At 34.0% G+C, this 18,831-nt stretch carries 18 protein-coding genes and 1 pseudogene; 7 read left to right on the top strand and 12 right to left on the bottom strand.

Annotation, left to right across the window (positions count from 1 at the left end; genetic code table 11):
• Positions 1 to 1,263 precede the first annotated feature (1,263 nt).
• From ACVBED_RS00910 to ACVBED_RS00885, 6 genes and pseudogenes are all read right to left on the bottom strand, one after another.
• Positions 1,264 to 1,578, bottom strand: coding sequence for an HPF/RaiA family ribosome-associated protein (locus ACVBED_RS00910; RefSeq protein WP_473094352.1), 315 nt, complete (start codon positions 1,576 to 1,578; stop codon positions 1,264 to 1,266).
• Between the two features lie 69 nt (positions 1,579 to 1,647).
• Positions 1,648 to 3,064: pseudogene (locus ACVBED_RS00905) on the bottom strand (sigma 54-interacting transcriptional regulator).
• A 78-nt stretch (positions 3,065 to 3,142) separates the two neighbouring features.
• The gene (locus ACVBED_RS00900) at positions 3,143 to 4,285 is read right to left on the bottom strand and encodes a vWA domain-containing protein (RefSeq protein ID WP_473094351.1); all 1,143 of its coding nucleotides are present in this window, start codon (positions 4,283 to 4,285) and stop codon (positions 3,143 to 3,145) included.
• A 384-nt stretch (positions 4,286 to 4,669) separates the two neighbouring features.
• On the bottom strand, positions 4,670 to 5,767 hold the full coding sequence (locus ACVBED_RS00895; RefSeq protein WP_447120707.1) for an MBL fold metallo-hydrolase: 1,098 nt from the start codon (positions 5,765 to 5,767) through the stop codon (positions 4,670 to 4,672).
• A 92-nt stretch (positions 5,768 to 5,859) separates the two neighbouring features.
• Entirely contained in the window at positions 5,860 to 6,429 is a 570-nt protein-coding gene (locus ACVBED_RS00890) for a hypothetical protein (RefSeq protein WP_447120706.1), read from the bottom strand.
• A gap of 27 nt (positions 6,430 to 6,456) precedes the next feature.
• A complete protein-coding gene (locus ACVBED_RS00885) occupies positions 6,457 to 7,515 on the bottom strand; it encodes a Gfo/Idh/MocA family oxidoreductase (protein ID WP_473094350.1) in 1,059 nt (352 codons plus the stop codon).
• A gap of 426 nt (positions 7,516 to 7,941) precedes the next feature.
• Between ACVBED_RS00885 and pruA the strand changes: the two genes are divergently transcribed.
• On the top strand, positions 7,942 to 9,567 hold the full coding sequence (pruA, locus tag ACVBED_RS00880) for an L-glutamate gamma-semialdehyde dehydrogenase (RefSeq protein ID WP_473094349.1): 1,626 nt from the start codon (positions 7,942 to 7,944) through the stop codon (positions 9,565 to 9,567).
• Between the two features lie 173 nt (positions 9,568 to 9,740).
• Positions 9,741 to 9,986 (top strand): YtxH domain-containing protein, encoded by a 246-nt coding sequence (locus tag ACVBED_RS00875; RefSeq protein WP_447120705.1) that lies wholly within the window; start codon positions 9,741 to 9,743, stop codon positions 9,984 to 9,986.
• 184 nt (positions 9,987 to 10,170) lie between these two features.
• Here ACVBED_RS00875 and hisS read toward each other — a convergent pair whose 3' ends face one another.
• The 4 genes from hisS to ACVBED_RS00855 all read right to left on the bottom strand — a co-directional run bounded on the left by hisS (position 10,171) and on the right by ACVBED_RS00855 (position 13,091).
• Positions 10,171 to 11,526 (bottom strand): histidine--tRNA ligase, encoded by a 1,356-nt coding sequence (gene hisS, locus ACVBED_RS00870; protein ID WP_473094348.1) that lies wholly within the window; start codon positions 11,524 to 11,526, stop codon positions 10,171 to 10,173.
• A gap of 85 nt (positions 11,527 to 11,611) precedes the next feature.
• Positions 11,612 to 12,100 (bottom strand): GNAT family N-acetyltransferase, encoded by a 489-nt coding sequence (locus ACVBED_RS00865; protein WP_447120704.1) that lies wholly within the window; start codon positions 12,098 to 12,100, stop codon positions 11,612 to 11,614.
• A 101-nt stretch (positions 12,101 to 12,201) separates the two neighbouring features.
• The gene (locus ACVBED_RS00860) at positions 12,202 to 12,690 is read right to left on the bottom strand and encodes an HRDC domain-containing protein (protein WP_473094347.1); all 489 of its coding nucleotides are present in this window, start codon (positions 12,688 to 12,690) and stop codon (positions 12,202 to 12,204) included.
• 71 nt (positions 12,691 to 12,761) lie between these two features.
• Positions 12,762 to 13,091 (bottom strand): single-stranded DNA-binding protein, encoded by a 330-nt coding sequence (locus ACVBED_RS00855; RefSeq protein ID WP_447120702.1) that lies wholly within the window; start codon positions 13,089 to 13,091, stop codon positions 12,762 to 12,764.
• Between the two features lie 225 nt (positions 13,092 to 13,316).
• Between ACVBED_RS00855 and ACVBED_RS00850 the strand changes: the two genes are divergently transcribed.
• Entirely contained in the window at positions 13,317 to 13,499 is a 183-nt protein-coding gene (locus ACVBED_RS00850) for a CPXCG motif-containing cysteine-rich protein (protein ID WP_447120701.1), read from the top strand.
• Between the two features lie 45 nt (positions 13,500 to 13,544).
• The gene (locus ACVBED_RS00845; RefSeq protein WP_447120713.1) at positions 13,545 to 13,889 is read left to right on the top strand and encodes a hypothetical protein; all 345 of its coding nucleotides are present in this window, start codon (positions 13,545 to 13,547) and stop codon (positions 13,887 to 13,889) included.
• Positions 13,890 to 14,189: 300 nt separating this feature from the next.
• On the opposite strand, the gene ACVBED_RS00840 is transcribed toward ACVBED_RS00845, so the two are convergent.
• Positions 14,190 to 15,026 (bottom strand): CvfB family protein, encoded by an 837-nt coding sequence (locus tag ACVBED_RS00840; protein WP_447120700.1) that lies wholly within the window; start codon positions 15,024 to 15,026, stop codon positions 14,190 to 14,192.
• A gap of 198 nt (positions 15,027 to 15,224) precedes the next feature.
• On the opposite strand from ACVBED_RS00840, the gene ACVBED_RS00835 reads away from it, so the two are divergent.
• The 3 genes from ACVBED_RS00835 to ACVBED_RS00825 all read left to right on the top strand — a co-directional run bounded on the left by ACVBED_RS00835 (position 15,225) and on the right by ACVBED_RS00825 (position 16,821).
• On the top strand, positions 15,225 to 15,788 hold the full coding sequence (locus tag ACVBED_RS00835; protein ID WP_473094346.1) for a TetR/AcrR family transcriptional regulator: 564 nt from the start codon (positions 15,225 to 15,227) through the stop codon (positions 15,786 to 15,788).
• Between the two features lie 62 nt (positions 15,789 to 15,850).
• Positions 15,851 to 16,414 (top strand): carboxymuconolactone decarboxylase family protein, encoded by a 564-nt coding sequence (locus ACVBED_RS00830; protein WP_447120698.1) that lies wholly within the window; start codon positions 15,851 to 15,853, stop codon positions 16,412 to 16,414.
• A 92-nt stretch (positions 16,415 to 16,506) separates the two neighbouring features.
• Positions 16,507 to 16,821 (top strand): EthD family reductase, encoded by a 315-nt coding sequence (locus ACVBED_RS00825; RefSeq protein WP_447120697.1) that lies wholly within the window; start codon positions 16,507 to 16,509, stop codon positions 16,819 to 16,821.
• A 430-nt stretch (positions 16,822 to 17,251) separates the two neighbouring features.
• Here the strand turns inward: ACVBED_RS00825 and lpdA are convergent, their stop codons facing one another.
• Complete coding sequence (gene lpdA / locus ACVBED_RS00820; RefSeq protein WP_473094345.1) at positions 17,252 to 18,655, bottom strand: dihydrolipoyl dehydrogenase; 1,404 nt, start codon at positions 18,653 to 18,655, stop codon at positions 17,252 to 17,254.
• Between the last annotated feature and the right edge of the window lie 176 nt (positions 18,656 to 18,831).

The raw sequence follows: 18,831 nt of genomic DNA, 5'->3' as shown, positions 1-18,831 counted from the left end.
TTTTGATCTTGATTCCCAGGGGTTTGGTGCCACCATTGATCGAAATTCTTTTTTGTAGTGTCCGAAATTAAAGAAGTTTGAAAATCGTTGATGGAACGGTTTGAGTAGATTTATCGGCATAGTCTGAATTGGTAATTGTTTGTGCTCGATTTTCGAAGTACATTTTATGTTTGGTTAAATATTATATTTTTAAAGTTGATAAATAGATTCCATCCAATTGTTAAATCTAATGTCTCCAAATTCTTCTGAATTGTTCTATCCAATTGTCAATTTCTTTTAATTTGTCAATTTCAGTGTATCATAAAAATCTTCTACCCTGCTGATTTTGTGTGACCATTTTCACATTCTGAAGAATTTTTCAAATGTTAAAAAATGTTTGCCGGGCCAGTCTAAAAATTTATGCAAATAGCATTTGGTGTTAATGTGTGTGATGCAATTAGGAAACGATAGCACGCCTTGTGGGATCTGACAGGCTTGAAAAACATCTTCTTTTTCTCATTATAAATTTTAGAATAGCAATGAGCGGGTTGGAAATAATAAGTGCAATTTTCGGTCGCGCAAATTATTTTTTCTTTATTACGATTATTAGAATTTACACTTCTGAGAAGGATAAAAACGACAACCTAGCCCCCGATGGAAACGGCATCTGAGTCACGGACGAAGGGACGTGAACGGATATAGTGGATAGTCGGAACTGAAGTTTGAAAAAAGTAGACCTTTCTGCTGCTCTTCTAAAAAAAATTGAAACTTTTGAAAATTTTGGATGATGTTGCTTTCTCAATTTTTATCTACTTAATCCATTCTATTAAGATTTGTGGACGCTTTGGGATTGTTGGATAGAATCCCAATGTTCACAAATTTTTCCTTTCGCATCAAATCGGAAAAAATTCAGTAGTGATGTATTGATCTTCGGGGCAAATTGGTGAGTGGGAAAGACACTAAATCCCTTCACAATGGCGCGGAAAAGTGATCGATTTCACTGGATATCTTCGCTGCATTTTTTCAAAATAGTCAATGAAAACCTTGTGTTTTGGAGTTTTTTCCACAGCGGGTATTGTGTGAAATATTCTTCACAAATGCGTCGAACAGCACTTTCGGCTTTCTCCTTTGATAACGCGATTTTATAAAAAATTGATGGCATTTTGTTTATTTTGTTCGTCAAAGTTCATGGTATTTTCGATATTTATTTTTATATAAATTAATCTCTTCAAATTACTTTGAAAGAGGTTAATTTTATTATTTTCTAGAAAATTTTAAATACTATTAATGGTCACTTAATCTTCCCATCACGGTATCAAGCGATTTTTTCATTTTAATAGAAGCGTCTTTCACCGCTTTTTCTATGGTATCCTCATGGCTTGTCACCACTAGAGGTTGCATACCTTTGATACGCGCCTCCAAAACACATTTTTTATCTTTTTCAGTACTTTTATCACCATTTTCATCGCTGATTTTCACTTCAATTCTAGTCAAATGTTCATTAAATCTTTCAAAATTTTCTTGAATTTCAGTTTTGAAGTAAGCAATCATTTCCGCGTGCCCATCTATGTTATGGTCTGTGTTTATTAGGATCTCCATATTTAATATTTTTAATTCTTCTAAAGGTACAATTTTTAATTGCGATAATATCTCAACAATTCCGGCGCATCAAAATATAAAGAGATTGTTTTCGGCTTTATCTAATTTCTTACTGATCGTCAAAGCCCATAAAATAAGTTCTTTGCAGAAATTCTGGTCTTCTTTGCTTTGTTCAGGCGCATATTCTTTGATGATTTCCGTCAAAGGTTTTACGGTTTTTAAACTTGCAAAAAATTCTTCGTCTGTATCGGTAAAATTGAGTTCCAATTCATTGTTCAAACCATTGAATTAAATCTGTGTACGCATTTTTCTTACCTTCTTTTTCAAGTTTAGAAATCCTTGGGAATATTTTTTCAAATTCGTTAATCACCGCTTTGTCGATTAAGATTTTAGCTACAAAATCTGCACCCTCCTGTTCACCTTCATAAACCAACTCAATTTTCCCCGTGATGGAAGGAATTATCGAAATAAAATCGACCAAACGAACGGTCGTTTTGTCAGAACCAGATTCTATTAAACGTAATTTTGCGGCTGCTATTAAATTTTCCATAGCGCTGATTGTCAATCTTGCGCTTACGCCACTTTTTGCATCCACATATTCGCTATCTCGCGCGGCGAAAGCGACCTCTTCTAATAAATCTTTGGCTAAATTTGGCACTAAAATCTGTGCTTTATCTTCAGCGGAAACTTTGGCCTCTTGCTCCGTAATTTGTTTCGCTAACGCAATAGTTTTTGGATAATGCGTAAAGATCTGCGAGCCAATTCTATCTTTCAAAGGCGTTACAATGCTTCCTCTGTTCGTATAATCTTCCGGGTTTGCGGTAAATACAAACTGAATATCCAAGGGCATTCTCAATTGAAATCCGCGGATCTGAATATCGCCTTCCTGTAAAATATTAAATAAGGAAACCTGAATTCTCGCCTGCAGATCTGGCAATTCATTTAATACAAAAATACAACGGTTCGCTCGAGGGATCATTCCGTAATGTAATACACGTTCATCAGAATAAGGTAATTTTAAAGTCGCCGCCTTTATTGGGTCGATATCACCAATTAAATCCGCTACATTTACATCTGGCGTAGCCAATTTTTCAAAAAATCTTTCAGAACGATGCACCCAAGAAATTGGCGTTAAATCTCCTTTTTCTTCAATTAAATCCCGGGCAAATTTTGAAATCGGCTGAAAAGGACTGTCATTAATTTCAGATCCTTTTACAATCGGCATATACTCATCCAACAAATTCACCATGCTTCTGGCGATCTTGGTTTTTGCCTGACCGCGAAGACCCAATAAATTAATGTGATGTCCTGCCAGAATTGCTTTTTTCAATTGCGGAACAACGGTATCTTCATAACCCCAAAGTCCTTCAAAAACGGATTCTTTGGCTTTGATGCGCGCAATTAAATTCGCCTGAATTTCTTGGTTAATGGTTTTATTTATGTAACCAGAATTTTTTAATTCTTTAAATGTAATATCTTTTTTCATATCTTTTTTTTGGTGTAAAATGCACTGCGTGTAATGTCAAAATACTTTATACTTTGACTTTTATATTTTTTACTTTTTTTAAATTCTTTTTATTCTATTTTTTTCGTAATCTTCAAATATCATTTCACCCAAACCAGAAAGTCCGGTAAGAAAGGCTTTCCCTTGATTCTGTGCGGTAAAAGCTTCCACGAATTTCCTTAAATAAGGGTCTTGTGCAATCATAAAGGTCGTGATCGGGATCTTTAATTTTCTGGCTTGTGCAGCTTTATTAAGACATTGGCCTACAATAAATTCATCTAAACCGTTGCTGTTCATGTAAAATTCTCCTGAAGGCAATTTAATACAACTTGGTTTCCCATCGGTGATCATAAAAATCTGCTTATTCGTATTTCGTTTTCTGCGCAGAATATCCATTGCTAGTTCTAGTCCTGCAACGGTATTTGTGTGATAAGGACCCACTTTTAAATAAGGAAGATCTTTAATTTTTATCGGCCAAGCTTCATCACCAAAAACAATAATATCGATGGAATCTTTGGGATATTTTCGGTGAATTAATTCCACCAAAGCCATCGCCACTTTTTTTGCAGGTGTAATTCGGTCTTCGCCGTACAAGATCATAGAGTGACTGATGTCAATCATTAAAACCGTGCTCATCTGCGCTTTATGCTTCGTTTCCTCAACAATTAAATCGTTTTCCGTCAGACGTAAATCTGAAATTCCGTTGTTGATTTGGGCATTTTTTAAACTTTCTGTCATATTCATCGTTGATAGATCATCACCATATTGAAAGTTTCTGGTTTCGCCGTCACGCTCATCGCCAACGCCAATTTTCTTGGTGTTGTGATTTCCTACACCACTTTTTTTCAGTTTTCCAAAAATTTGGTCTAAGGCGTATTCGCGCAAAGCATTTTCCAGTTTGGCAGTTAAGACATTTTTGCCTTTTCCTGTTCCAGTATTTCCATCTTTCGGGTCAATTTCTTCTTTAATGTAACCACGTTTTTTGAGGTCTTCTTCAAAATCCTCCAGTGAATAGTCGTCAGTGAAAATATCGTATTCTTTGTTCAGCATTTCCAGCCATTCAAAAGCTTCCTCAATATCACCAGATGTGTGTGTTAGTAAATCTTTAAAAACATCAAAGACCCGCTCAAAATGCGAGACTTCCTCTGGAACGTGTTTTTTAAAAACAAAACCCTTTCCAAAATTATAATTTATATCCTTCATTTATTCTTCCTTTTTTTGTCTTTTAATTAGCTTAGTAATTTACGAAATAGTTTCAGCAGAAATTCCCGTGGTACTTATAAATTAAAGTTAAATTATTGAGATGAGATAATGTATTTCCTCATGGATTTAACGAACAGCAAGGTACAGAAATTTAAAATAAAATATCTTACTAATAAATAGAAAATAGTAATGATTAGTATACAAGTTTGGAACAAATTAATCGGATAGTAAAATTTGAAAGACATTTTGAAAACCTTAAATCAAAAACTTTCAGAGATTTTACAAATAACCTTGATCTCTTTTCTCGTTGCTCATTTTAGATCTGCTGTGTCCGGCAAATATTCGAAGAAAAAGATTTGGTATTATTTAAAGCTAAGTACAAAATCAATCACACCCTGCCCACCATTTTTCATAGACTTTGCTGTTATCTTCCCAATCAACTTTCTCACCAATTCTTGGGGTAATTACACGCATTTTTTCGGATTCATTAAACTTAGATATCTGTTCCAAAGGTTCTTTCCAGGTGTGAACGGATAAAGCAAATTTTGAGTTGTGAACGGCAATAACGCGTTTTGCTTGAAGGTTTTTTGCAGCAACCAAAAATTCTTCCGGCACCAAATGAATGTATTTCCAGGCCTCGTTATACTGTCCGTTTTCTAGAATAGCCAGATCAAAACCGCCATATTTTCTACCGATTTTTTCAAAATGCGTATCAAAACCAGAATCTCCGCCAATGTAGATTTTTCGTTCGGGGGTTTCGAAAATAAAACTTGCCCAAAGCGCTTTATTTTTTTTAAAACTTCTACCCGAAAAATGCCGTGCTGTTTCCGCGTAAACTTTAAAACCGTTTCCGAGATCGCAATTTTCTCCCCAGTCCAGTTCAATAATTATTTTGGGATCGTACTTCCAGTATTCTAAATGTTCGCCCGTTCCCAAACCTGTGATGATCTGTTTTACTTTTAGGCGCAGTTTTGTGACTGTTTTATAATCCAAATGGTCCCAGTGATCGTGCGTGATAATTAAATAATCAAGTTCCGGCATATCATCCGCTGAATATAAATCACTTCCAGCAAAGGCTTTTGTGGTAAAACTTACCGGCGAGGCATTGCCGCTTAAGACGGGATCGACAAGAATTTTTTTGCCGTCAATTTGAATAAAATAAGAAGAATGTCCCATCCAAACATAGACGTTTTCAGTGGGGTTTAAGTTTTTAAGATCTGTTTTGGTAAACTTAAATTTCTGCTTTGGTTTTACATTTTCTTTTTTTCCAAAAATAAAATTAAACATTACTTTCGTCATAGAATAGCCTTCTGTCAATTGTGGCGTAAAACTGAGATTATCAAACGCCCCATTTTTATAATGCTGTGATTTTTTTATTCGTTCTAAACGTTTGCCCGAAGGTGCTTTTCCAAAGGTTGGCTGATGAAGGAATATGCAAATTACAGTGAAAATAATTGCAAGTATTATTAGAAATAGGATCATAAATTTATTTAAAATTTACAGTTTTTATTTAAAAATATTCACAAGTTTAATTGAATTTAGATAAAGAGAAATATCCTGTTGTTTAATGTAATTTAATCAGCCAAATCAATGGCTTTATTAAATTTATTTAATTTTTCAATTCTTGTTTTTGAATTGTCTTCCCAAACATCAGCGAATAGAATTTCTCTTTCGATAGCAATTTTTGCTAAATTTTTAATATCCGAATCAATTTTACCCAATAAAAATAACTGGGCAAAAGCCAGAGAAATAACAGTGTTGTCTATTGTGTTAATATCATAATATTTATTAGGCATTTTGTCTACCATCAATAATAATTTTTCAGGATTTTTTGTGGTAGTATTTAAATCAAAAGTCGACAAGCCGATTTCAGCAAGGTTTTCAGTTAAAAATTCAATTGCTTTTTTAGTTACATTTTTATTTCTCCATGCTAAGTAAAGATAGAAAGTGTCATTTCCAACGTCGTTTCCAAATGGTGCAAATTCATCTGTTATATCATAAAATAATTCGTCTAACATTATTTTTTGACCCGTAGTATTTGCATTTTCTTTTTTTATTTCGATATTCATAGGAATATTTTGTCCTTCGCCTTTAAAAGAATTGAGGATAAAAATTATAGATAATATTTGAACTACTTTTTTCATAATATGGAAGATTTTTTTTGATAATGACTAACTTAAATAAACCACCTTTTCACGCTCAGAACTTTTCAAAACCGCTTCAATAATTTTCATATTTTGAATAATCTCACTTCCGGGAGAAGGTAATTTTTTACCTGAAAAAATATGGTCATAAATTTCCTGATAGTAATTCATATAATTCCCCGCTTCGCTGGAAGTTAATTGTCTTTTCCAAACTGAATTTTCATCTACATAATTTAAAATTCCGTCGGGTTCTTTTAAATTTTCTGTCAAATTTTCATCCACTTTTGGAATAATTCCCGAAATCAATTCCGTTTCCTGATTATCGGTTCTTTCCTGCAAAAAACTGCCTTTCTCACCTTGAAGTACAAAAGCGTAATGCGTTTCTTTGGCGAAAACAGACGCTTTTAATCGCACGCGCAAATCATTTTTGTAATAGAGAATGAGCTCAAAATAATCATTGGCAAATGCAGAACCTTTCATAGAAAAAACGTCGGCAAAGAGTTTTTCGGGGAAGCCAAAAAGCTGCGTCGCCTGATCTATTAAATGCGAACCCAGATCATGAACAGCACCGGAACCTGGCAATTGTGGATTTTCTTTGTGTTCTTTGCCACCAGCTTCAGTGCGGAAACGGTCAAAACTGATCTCAGCTTCTTTTATAGTTCCTAATTTTCCTCCGTTTAAAATCTTTTTAATTTGTAGATAATCCCTGTCAAAACGACGGTTTTGATAAACGCTTAAAAAGCAGTTTTTTTCTTTTGCCAAATTGACCAATTCTTCTGCTTCGGCAACATCAATGGTAAAAGGTTTTTCTACGATTACATTTTTTCCGGCTTCCAAAGCCATTTTCACATATTCAAAGTGCGTTTGAATGGGCGAATTAACCACCAACAGATCGATATCTGCTTTTTGTAGCATGTCGCCAACAGATCTGTAAATCGTAGCATCGGCATATTTTTCTTTGGATTCCTCTCTGTTTCGTTCCACAATCGCGGACAAAACAAATCCGGGATGCTCTTTTATAAAAGGCGCGTGAAATACTTTTCCACTCATTCCAAAGGCGCAAAGACCAACTTTTAACACTTGCATCAATTTAATTTTTAACAAATGTATTTATAAATCAGTAAATATTTCACGTAATGGCGCAATGAAATGAAACGCAATGAGTGGAAAGATTTTTTAAGCAGAAACGCAAAGAAATGGTAGCAACAAAATGTAGGAATATTAAATTTTAAATATTCCCAGTAAAAATCTTTGCGGCTTTCCATGGAAATTATTTGTTTCGGACAAAAAAATTCCCGTCGCTTTAGCCCTGATGGAAGCGGTATCCTTTTTTGGCGCGAGCGAAGCGAGCGCCAAAAAAGATAAAGCGGACAGCGAGTACAATCTTTAATAAAAGCAAAAAAGGTCTTGCTCCTAAATCTTAAAAAAGTTTAAATAAGATAACAAATTCGCAGTTTTGAACTGAAAGCCTTAGCTTTGTGAAACAAGATTTTAAACTATAAAAATAAATATATGTCAAAAGCAATTTCGGATGTACCAGTGGTTTTAAACGAACCGGTAAGATCTTACGAACCTGGCTCTGCAGAAGTAAAAAGCCTGATCTCTACCTATAAAAAAATGTGGGGAGAGAAGCTGGAAATCCCAATGATCATCAACGGAAAGGAAGTAAAAACGTCTGATAAAGTGCGATTACAGTCGCCGCAAGATCACCAGCACGATTTTGGATTTTATTACAAAGGCGATATGTCTCACGTAGATGATGCGATAAAAACGGCTTTGGAAGCGCGTCAAAAATGGGCGGACTTACCATGGGAACAGCGTGTTTCAATATTTTTAAAAGCCGCAGATTTATTTGCCGGTCCATATAGAGACAGACTGAACGCTGCGACAATGATCGGGCAATCAAAAAGTGTGCATCAAACAGAAATTGACGCGGCTTGTGAATTCATCGATTTTTTAAGATTCAATGTAGAGTTTGTTCGTGAAATGTACGCAGAACAACCTATCTCTGACGAAGGAATGTGGAACCGCGTAGAATACCGACCTTTGGAAGGTTTTACTTTTGCAGTAACGCCTTTTAATTTCACGGCAATTTCCGGGAATTTGCCCTCATGTATGGCAATGCTTGGAAATGTAGTGGTTTGGAAACCCTCTGACAAACAAGTTTATTCAGCCCACGTAATTATGGACGTTTTCCGCGAAGCTGGACTTCCAGATGGTGTTATCAATTTAATTTTTACGGGCGGAAAAGATACGGCAGAAAAAGTGATGCAACATCCAGATTTTGCTGGTTTGCATTTTACAGGTTCTACAAGTGTTTTCCAAAATATGTGGAAACAAATTGGCGACAATATTCATAAATACAAAACGTACCCAAGAATAGTAGGTGAAACGGGCGGTAAAGATTTTGTAATCGCGCATCCTTCTGCACATCCGGATGCAGTTGCCACAGGTTTGATTCGTGGTTCTTTTGAATACCAAGGTCAAAAATGTTCTGCAGCGTCAAGAGCGTATATTCCACAATCCTTATGGGAAGCTGTGAAGGCTTCAATGGACGCACAACTGAAAACTATAAAAATGGGTTCTCCAGAAGATCCTTCCAATTATATCAACGCTGTAATTAGTCAAGTTTCTTTTGATAAATGCAAAGGTTACATTGAACGTGCAAATTCGTCGAAAGATGCGGAAGTTATTTTCGGTGGAAAATGTGACGACAGCAAAGGTTGGTTTGTTCAGCCAACTGTTATTTTGACCACCAATTCAAAGTACGAAAGTATTTGCGAAGAGATTTTTGGACCAATTTTGACCATTTTTGTTTATGAAGATGCAGACTGGACAAAAACTTTAAAATTAGTAGATGAAACTTCACCTTATGCTTTAACAGGTGCTGTTTTCAGCCAAGACCGTTATGCGATTGAAGAAGCTTACAAAGCCTTGGAAAATGCAGCAGGAAATTTCTATATCAATGATAAACCAACGGGCGCGGTAGTTGGCCAGCAACCTTTTGGTGGCGCAAGAGCTTCGGGAACGAATGACAAAGCGGGTTCTAAAATGAATTTGATGCGTTGGGTTTCTGTTCGTACGATTAAAGAAACATTTAATCCGCCGAAAAATTATAAATATCCTTTTTTAGGCTAAGATGTTAAGAATGTATTCCGGAGTTTAATCATTCCGGAATTTTTTTTCTTCGAATTACTGGCTGGAAATTTAGATTTTATATTTTAATTAACATTTAATAAATTTCTTTGGCACATAATTTTCAGTGCTGAGAGAACAATTCAAAAATTATTAACTTTAAAAAATTAGAAATTATGGCAGTTAAAGGTAAAGGTCTCCTAGCATTAATAGGATTAGGTGCATTAGCTTATTGGAAATACAAAAATTCTTCTAAGGAAGATCAACAAGTTGTAAAAGACAAAATCAACAACGCAAAAGACAACTTGAAAGGTTGGGGAAGCGATTTAAAAGCTAAAGCGAATGACGTTGTAGATCGAGTTAAAGATAAAGCAAATGATGTGCATGCAGATGTAGAAAATGCTGCTCAAACTAATAATTAGTTTAAGCAAAACAAAAACTCCATTCTTCGGAAAGGAGTTTTTTTTGGAGTATTTCCAAATAATTAAATTTCACTAACATTTGCTGAAATCAATTTTTTGTTAAAAGTCTATTAAACAGGCAATTTCTTTGCTTATAAGTTTACAAAATGGGTGTTAAATAGTTTAGATTTCCGGAAGACTTTCTCTACAGTTGTGTAAGAAACTCGTCTTGTTTATAAGTATTTTGTTCGCCGGACTGAAGATTTTTTACTGTAATTGTTGCATTTCTAAGTTCTTCCTCACCAAGAAAAACCATTTTTTCGATACCTTTTTTTTCAGCATAAATGAATTGTTTTTTAATCTTGGTATTTTCTGGATATAATTCAGCAGAAATATTTTTTTTATGAAGTTCATTAATTATTCTCAATGCCTGAATACTTTCTTGAATTCCATAATTAACAAACAAATATTTTGTTTTTTCGACAGAGTTTTCGGGGAATAATTGAAGTTCTTCCATCACCAAATAAATGCGATCTAAGCCAAAGGATATCCCAATTCCAGGAATATTTTTCACGCCAAAAACCTCCGTTAAATTGTTATATCGTCCGCCGCCGCCGACAGAACCCATTTCTACACCGTCGGCTTTTATTTCAAAAATCGCACCTGTGTAATAATCTAAACCTCGCGCCAAAGTAATATTGAAAACTAAATTTTCATGTGAAATACCCAGATTGATGCAATTGGTTAAAACAAATTCCAGTTCTTCCACGCCTTCTAAACCAACAGGAATTCCTGCGAATTTTTCTTTTAAATCCAATAATAATCTAAGTTGATCGCTCTGCGGAATAAAAAGAAATTCTAATTTCTGGATGGAATCTTTACTGATATTTTTACTTTCCAGTTCTTTTACAACACCATCTCTTCCTATTTTATCAAGCTTATCTAAAGCGACGGTGAAATCAATAAGTTGATCTGGAATTCCCGCGAATTCTGCCAAGCCGGTCAGAATTTTACGATTATTTAATTGAAGTTTTACGGGAATTTTTAAATCTAAAAAAGATTTCAAATATAATTGAACCAATTCTACTTCCTGTAATAAACTTTCACTTCCCACGACGTCAGCGTCACATTGATAAAATTCTCTAAAACGTCCTTTTTGTGGACGATCAGCACGCCAAACTGGTTGAATTTGATATCGTTTAAAAGGAAAAGTTAGTTGTCCATGATTCATTGCCACATAACGAGCGAACGGCACTGTTAAATCATAACGGAGTGCTTTTTCAGATATTTGAGAAGTTAATTTTTGTGAGTTTTTAGAACTCCAGTCTTCGGTATTAGTTTTTGACGCATAATCTCCAGAATTTAAAATTTTAAAAATCAATCGATCGCCTTCTTCGCCGTATTTTCCAGTTAAAGTGGAAAGATTTTCAAAACTCGGTGTTTCCAAAGGCTGAAAACCAAAAAGCCGGAAGTTTTTTTCTAAAACTGAAATAATATATTTTCGGCGGTAAACTTCTTCTGCGGTAAAATCGCGCGTACCTTTTGCTAAACTGGGCTTCATTATTTATTAGTAATTGGTAATGAGTAATAAGTTATTTAATATTTGCAAAAATAACTAATTTAAAACGATTGCAAATTACACATTGCTAATTACTCATATCTTTCAGCATCCAAAGATTGCAACCGCTATGTCCAGAATTTCCCAAAGGTTTTTCTAAATAGTTAAAACCTTGTTTTTCGTAGATAGAAACTGCAGTAGAGAACTCAGGTAAACTTTCGATGTAAATTGAAGAATAGCCAGTTTCTTTTGCAAAGTTGACACTTGCCTCCATTAATTGGCGTCCGATTCCTTTGCCGCGCGCATCCTTGTGCAGATAAAATTTAACGAGTTCTGCACAATTTGCAGGTAAACCTTCAGTTGGGAAAATTCCACAGCAACCAAGTAGTTTTCCATTTTCTTCCGCAACAAAAAGCGCTGAATTATCTTGTTGAAATAATTCAAAAAGATGATCAGTGGAGGAATCCACATAAACAGTTCCTGCGGTAGCGACTTTAAAATCATGAAAGCAACTTCTAATGATTTTTGCTATTTCAAAGTTATCCGATTTCTGAATTTTTCTAATAGTAATTTCCATGCCTTAAAAATACTTAAATATTTTTAAATTAATTTATTTCGTTTAAATAAAAAAAGCCGCAGAATATATCTACGACTCTTTCTTTTCCATCAAACCGCGTGCTATATTTGCTCTAAAATTTCTAAAATTTCAGTACCATAATGTTCAATTTTAAATTTGCCAAAACCTTTTATTTCTAATAATTCTTCTTTTTTTGCGGGTTTAAATTTTGCAATTGAATAAAGTTCCTGATTAGTCGCTACAAAATAGACCGGAAGATTTTGATCTTTTGCCTTTTCTGTACGCCAAAGTTTGAGGCTTTCTAAAGTTTTAACTTCGTCAGAATTCAATTCGTTATTTTCCGCAGAATATTTAGCAGCTTTTTGATCGTTCAAAGAATTAATGTCCGGTTTTGAATTTTTATTACTAGAATAATTTACATTTGATTTTAAGTCCTCGTAATAAATAAAAACTGACCAATACTTTTCGTCTTTTGAATATGCAGTCGTGGTTTTACAGATTTCATGCTTTTCTAAAAAATCATCAACTATTTTTTGATCAGAAAACAAATATTCATCTGAAATGCGAACTTTTAAAACTTTTACTTTCATGGGAATAGACTTTAGAAATTGATTAAAACTTTGCCAAAGATTCAAAACTTTAGCAAAGTAAAAATTTTAAATTATTTTGCACCTAAAAGTACTAATTCATCAACGCGGATTTCAGTGGAATAGCGTTTGATTCCGTCTTTATCATCGTAAGTTCTGTACTGAATTTTTCCTTCTACAGCAATTTCTTTTCCTTTCGTCACATATTTTTCCATAATATCTGCGAGTTTGCCATTGACAACCAGATTGTGCCATTGCGTTTCTTCTACTTTCTCGCCGGCAGCGTTTGTGTAGTAATCGTTGGTAGCCAAAGTGACTTTCGCTAATTTTCCTTTTTCGAAGTTGATGATTTCTACTTCTTTTCCTGTGTGCCCAATTAAGGATACTTTGTTTCTTAGTGACATAACATTTAAGTTTTAAAAAATTAATATTAGAAATGAAACGTTAATTTGTTTTATCATTTCTCTGCTGCAAAGATTCATCAACATCAAAAAATCATTCGGTAGATATCTATTTATTTTCGTTTGTAGTCATTTGTAAACGAATAAGTTGTATTTTAGTTGAACTATATATTAATTGTGAATTCTTAAAAACTGAATTTTTGAGTAAATTTTAAAAATATTTAATTTATGTACGAACATTTTTATACCTGCCCTTATTGCTGGGAAAATATTTCTGCCCTACTCGATTCATCAGTTCGGGACCAAACTTACATAGAAGATTGTGAGGTTTGCTGCAATCCAATTGAACTTCATGTGATTTTTGAAGATGAAGAATTAATGGGTTTTGAAGCCATTAATATTGAACAGTAAATAAAGTGTGAAAAAGAAATTTTAGGAAATACCACTTAAAAAATAATTATGGAATGTCTGGAATGCGGTGAAAAAATTGTTGGCAGAGCAGATAAAAAATTCTGCGATGATGCCTGTAGAAATAGTTTTAACAACAAACAAAACAGTGATTCTACTAATTTAATGCGCAATATAAATAACAAACTTCGTAAAAACTTTCGCATTTTGAGCTCCATTAATAAAGACGGCAAAACCAAAACGACCAAAACAAAATTGACTTCTAAAGGTTTTGATTTTGATTATATCACGCAGGTTGTGGTTTACAAAAACGGCGCAGAATATAAATTTATTTATAACCAAGGTTACAAATTTCTGGAGGAAGATTGGGTATTGCTTGTTAAAAAGGAATAATAAAATTTGCGACTTACAATAATTAATGAAAAAAATCTATCACTTCTTTTCCTTTTTACGATATCTGTTTTAAGATTTGGACAAAAAGTAAAACCAACTACTGTCTTCTAATACAAAAATTGAAGATCTGACCAGATACCAAGAAATTTAATGAGTAATTCTACAACTTATATTTCGAGTATTTTAATCAAAATCAAGTAGCAATGAATTACCGACTCCAACTTATTGGTACAATACTAAAGTTTTGGAAGGTAGAATTCTAAACGGTTATTTACTTTTGAAAAACAGAAATTAAAAAATTTATTCTCCCGCTTCGTACAGTTTGATTTTATCCTCTAAAATCTCAATTTTATTCCATTTGTAAAGTCCGCCAATGGCTTTTTTGAAATTTTTCTTGCTCATTTGTAGTTCCTGCTTGATGTCTTCGGGAGAAGACTTGTCAGACAAGTAAAGCAAACCGTGATTTTGTTCCAAAGCATTTAAAATAATTTGCTGGAACTCATCATTATTCTCATAACCTTCTGGCTGAAGCGAAACATCAATTTTTCCATCTTCACGAACAGCCTTTATGTAGCCAATTTCTTCCGATAAAGGATAAAGTTTTTTGTATACATCTGAAGCATAGATTAATCCAATAAATTCTTTATTAACCACGACATTCCAACCTAATTCTGACTCGTTCATCAAAATTAAATTCACTTTATCACCTTTCTGAAAAGGTACATTTTCATATTGTGGATTTCTTTTAAATTTAGTGGTTCCGGTAATTAAATCCGTGAATTCATCGACATAAAGATTAACCAGATATCTTTTGCCTTCTAAAATTTTTGATTTTTGCTGCTTGTAAGGAATAAAAAGATCTTTGATAATGCCCCAGTTCATAAAAGCGCCGCTAGGCATAGATTCTACGCAGGTTAAAACTGCAAACTCGCCAACTTCCGCAATTGGTTTTTCAGTTGTTGCTTTTAATTTATCATCGTCCTGAAAAACAAAAACTTCCATTTCATCGCCCATTACAGGATTTTCTGGAGCGAACACTTTAGACAAAAAAGCGCGCTCACCATCTTCATCTTCCAGAAATAAACCGGAATAATTTTGTTCTGATATTTTTAAAAATTGAGTTTTTCCGAGTTTCATAAGAGATGTAAATTGATTGAATATAGAATCTGCAAATTTAGTTTAATAAAATGAGTATAAAAATTTAAGTAAAATACTTTAATTCTGTGAAATAATATTGTGACGCGCTTTTTTCCTGCAATTAGTACATTTTGTTAAACTTTCACAAAAATTTTTTTATTTCTAACCAATTGTTTAGTTTTGCATTGTATTAAAAAAATGGCAAGAAAAAAAGAATATATTAAGGAAGAAGTTTTGGAAAAAGCAATGAATGTTTTTTGGCGTAATGGCTATGAAAAAACATCCATGCAAATGCTTGAACGAGAAATGGGAATAAACAAATTTTCAATTTATTCCAGTTTTGGAAATAAGAACGGACTTTTTCTTGAAAGTATAAAGCGCTATAAATTAAAGACCGACGTCATTTTCGAGAAATTCAGAAAGGCGTCAAATGGAGTTCCAGATATAAAACAATTCTTTTATGATTCTATATCCAGTGATTATATGGATACCGAGAAAAAAGGCTGTTTGATCACAAATACTTATAACGAATCTTCAGAAAAAAGAGATCTGCGCATCAATGAACAAATGACTTCTTTTATGCGTGATCTGAAGGCGGAATTTATTAGAAAATTAGAAACAGATACTACTAAAGACGAAAGAACGGTACTTCAACAAGCCAATTTTTTACTTTTAGCAAAACACGGATTAGCCGCGGCTTCTCGGGTAAACACTCACACGGAAATCGAAGATTATATAGAAATGACTTTTAAAAATATATAGTTTTTTTACAATAAAACTAAACGATTGTTTAGAAAAAATAATTAATAATTTAAAAATAAAATATGACAACACTAAAAATCCATAATATGGAAAGTGCACCAGAAGAAAGCAAAGCGTTGCTAGAAAAATCTCAAAAGGCATACGGTATGATTCCGGGTTTACATGGAGTATTAGCAGGAGCACCAGGAATTTTCCAGGCTTACCAAACGCTCCATGAATTATTTATGAATTCTTCATTTAACAAAGAAGAACAAACCGTAGTGTGGCAAACCATTAACGTAGAGCACGAGTGTCATTATTGCGTTCCTGCTCATACTGGAATTGCCAAAATGATGAAAGTGGACGACGAAATTACAGAAGCTTTGCGCAATGAAACTCCTCTTCAAAATCCCAAATTAGAGGCCTTGAGAACTATGACTTTGAAAATTGTCCGAAATCGCGGTCACGTAACCGAACAAGATTTAACCGCGTTTTATGATGCTGGTTTTGCAGAAAGACAGGTTTTAGAAATCATTTTAGGCCTTTCTCAAAAAACGATTAGTAATTATGTTAATCATATCGCAAATACCCCGGTAGATGCACCCTTCCAACAATATGCATGGACCAAAAATGATCCTAAAGCTTAATTTTTCAAAATCTAATTTTAGGTATTAATAAATCTTCCAAAAAATTGGAAGGTTTATTGATGTCTTAAAGAAATTTAAATAAATAAAAAATCATGATAAAAGTATCAATATTGTATCGAAATGGCAATGATGTAAAATTCGATGCAGAGTATTATAAAAATACCCATTTGAAGATGATTTCTGAAAAAATCGGCACTGCATTAAAAGGTTTAGAGCTGGATCTGGGCATTGGCGGTCGGAAAGATGAGGAACCAGCACCTTATGTCGCAATTGCCCATCTGCATTTTGAGGATCTTAATTCTTTTAAAAAATCTTTTTTACCTCACTCAGAATTATTTGGAGCAGATGTGAAAAACTATAGTAATGTATCGGGTGAACTTCAAATAAGTGAAATAATTACTTTTTAGAAATAAAAAAAATTAACATTATTTAAAAACTTTCTTATCACGCTTTATGTGACTGGATATAAATATTCGCAAAGGTTCTTTGATAACTATGCTTTCATTACACGCGGTTAAATCGAATATCAAGCATTTAAATTAATTTAAAATAGGATGTCAAAAGATATAATTAGACAACTAGCACTCAAAAAAATTAAATATTAATTATAAAAGTAATTTTGATACGAGCAGTTGACATATGCAATTTATTTATTTATTTAAAGTTGCGAAAACAGTTGTACATTATTATGACATAAAAAATATTTTATCAAATCAAAAAAGCTGTTTCATTTTGTGAAGCAGTTTTTTTAACCAAAAAAAAAAAGAGAAGCCGAAACTTCTCTAATTATTTTAACAAATAAAATTTTACAACTTCACAGTTGAACGATTTTAAAACTTAAGAATGAATAGATCTCTTTCCCGTTGCGTCCAAAGCTGCTTCTTTCACCGCTTCAGCATAAGTTGGATGCGCGTGTGACATTCTTGCAATATCCTCCGCACTCGCGCGGAATTCCATAGCGACAACTGCTTCTGCAATTAAATCGGCGACTCTTGCACCGATCATATGAACGCCTAAAACTTCATCTGTTTTTTCATCTGCGATAATTTTTATTAAACCGTCTGTATCGCCGGAAGCACGGCTTCTTCCCAAAGCACGCATCGGGAAAGTTCCGATTTTGATCGCGTGACCTTCAGCTCTCAGCTCTTCTTCTGTTTTCCCAACTCCAGAAACTTCTGGCCAAGTATAAACGACGTTTGGAATTAAATTATAATCAATATGGGGTTTTTGTCCGGCAAGAATTTCCGCCACGAGCGTGCCTTCTTCTTCGGCTTTGTGCGCCAACATTGCACCTGCGACAACATCACCAATCGCGTAGATATTTGAAACATTAGTTTGTAAATGTCCGTTTGTTTTTACTCTGCCTCTTTCGTCTAATTCTACGCCAGCTTTTTCTAAACCTAAACCTTCCGTGTAAGGTTTTCTTCCTACAGAAACCAAGCAATAATCGCCTTCAACGGTTATTTCTTCGCCTTTTTTATCTTTTGCGGTCACTTTTACAGAATCACCATTTCTTTCAACACCCGAAACTGCTGTTGAAAGCATAAATTTAACACCCTGTTTCTTCAATACTTTTAGTAATTCTTTAGACATAGCACCGTCCATCACGGCAATTATTTTATCTAAATATTCTATAACCGTCACTTCGGCACCTAATCTTTTATAGATTGAACCAATCTCCAAACCAATAACACCGCCACCGATTATAACCAGATGTTTTGGGATTTCTTTTAATTCTAAAGCTTCTGTTGAAGTAATGACGCGTTCTTTATCTAATTTAATGAAAGGTAAACTTGCCGGTTTTGAACCCGTTGCAATGATCACATATTTCGTGTCAATAATTTCTGAAGTGCCGTCACTTTTCGCCACATTAATTTTTGTAGCCGTTTCGAAACTTCCCATTCCTGTGAAAACTTCGATTTTATTTTTATCCATTAAAAACTCGATGCCTTTCGTTGTCACATCAACCACTTCATTTTTACGGGCGATCATTCTGGCGAGATCTGCTTTCGGCTCATCAATGATAATACCGTGGTCTGCGAAAGAATGTTTCGCATTATAAAAATGTTCAGAACTGTCTAACAAAGCCTTTGAAGGAATACAACCGACATTTAAACACGTTCCGCCAAGTGTGGAATATTTTTCAATAAGGGCCGTTTTAAATCCCAATTGCGCGCAACGAATGGCTGCAACATATCCTCCAGGTCCTGAACCGATTACGGTAACATCAAATTGACTCATTATTTTTCTTTTTTAAATTTAAAGTAATGCAAATTTAAGAAATTTTTTTCCTTCAGGTCTTATAGAATTCCTGAGATTTCTTTGCAAAGTCATTGCGAGAAATGCGTTGATTATTATTGCGAGGAATGCGTAAAGAATTAAAGCCTGTCCGTGCCGCAAGCGCCGGCTTGTCACAA

Source organism: Halpernia sp. GG3 (assembly GCF_052976925.2).
Note: the sequence above shows the minus strand (reverse complement) of the source record. Positions and strands in the feature narration are given on the sequence as shown.

Bases quoted from the DNA above. Each gene is read 5' to 3' on its own strand.
- ACVBED_RS00855 (WP_447120702.1), bottom strand. From the start codon at position 13,091: ATGTCACTAAGAAACAAAGTATCCTTAATTGGGCACACAGGAAAAGAA.
- ACVBED_RS00895 (WP_447120707.1), bottom strand. From the start codon at position 5,767: ATGATCCTATTTCTAATAATACTTGCAATTATTTTCACTGTAATTTGC.
- ACVBED_RS00890 (WP_447120706.1), bottom strand. From the start codon at position 6,429: ATGAAAAAAGTAGTTCAAATATTATCTATAATTTTTATCCTCAATTCT.
- ACVBED_RS00830 (WP_447120698.1), top strand. From the start codon at position 15,851: ATGACAACACTAAAAATCCATAATATGGAAAGTGCACCAGAAGAAAGC.
- ACVBED_RS00840 (WP_447120700.1), bottom strand. From the start codon at position 15,026: ATGAAACTCGGAAAAACTCAATTTTTAAAAATATCAGAACAAAATTAT.
- ACVBED_RS00885 (WP_473094350.1), bottom strand. From the start codon at position 7,515: ATGCAAGTGTTAAAAGTTGGTCTTTGCGCCTTTGGAATGAGTGGAAAA.
- ACVBED_RS00900 (WP_473094351.1), bottom strand. From the start codon at position 4,285: ATGAAGGATATAAATTATAATTTTGGAAAGGGTTTTGTTTTTAAAAAA.
- pruA (WP_473094349.1), top strand. From the start codon at position 7,942: ATGTCAAAAGCAATTTCGGATGTACCAGTGGTTTTAAACGAACCGGTA.
- hisS (WP_473094348.1), bottom strand. From the start codon at position 11,526: ATGAAGCCCAGTTTAGCAAAAGGTACGCGCGATTTTACCGCAGAAGAA.
- ACVBED_RS00875 (WP_447120705.1), top strand. From the start codon at position 9,741: ATGGCAGTTAAAGGTAAAGGTCTCCTAGCATTAATAGGATTAGGTGCA.
- ACVBED_RS00825 (WP_447120697.1), top strand. From the start codon at position 16,507: ATGATAAAAGTATCAATATTGTATCGAAATGGCAATGATGTAAAATTC.
- ACVBED_RS00865 (WP_447120704.1), bottom strand. From the start codon at position 12,100: ATGGAAATTACTATTAGAAAAATTCAGAAATCGGATAACTTTGAAATA.
- ACVBED_RS00860 (WP_473094347.1), bottom strand. From the start codon at position 12,690: ATGAAAGTAAAAGTTTTAAAAGTTCGCATTTCAGATGAATATTTGTTT.
- ACVBED_RS00910 (WP_473094352.1), bottom strand. From the start codon at position 1,578: ATGGAGATCCTAATAAACACAGACCATAACATAGATGGGCACGCGGAA.
- ACVBED_RS00850 (WP_447120701.1), top strand. From the start codon at position 13,317: ATGTACGAACATTTTTATACCTGCCCTTATTGCTGGGAAAATATTTCT.
- lpdA (WP_473094345.1), bottom strand. From the start codon at position 18,655: ATGAGTCAATTTGATGTTACCGTAATCGGTTCAGGACCTGGAGGATAT.
- ACVBED_RS00835 (WP_473094346.1), top strand. From the start codon at position 15,225: ATGGCAAGAAAAAAAGAATATATTAAGGAAGAAGTTTTGGAAAAAGCA.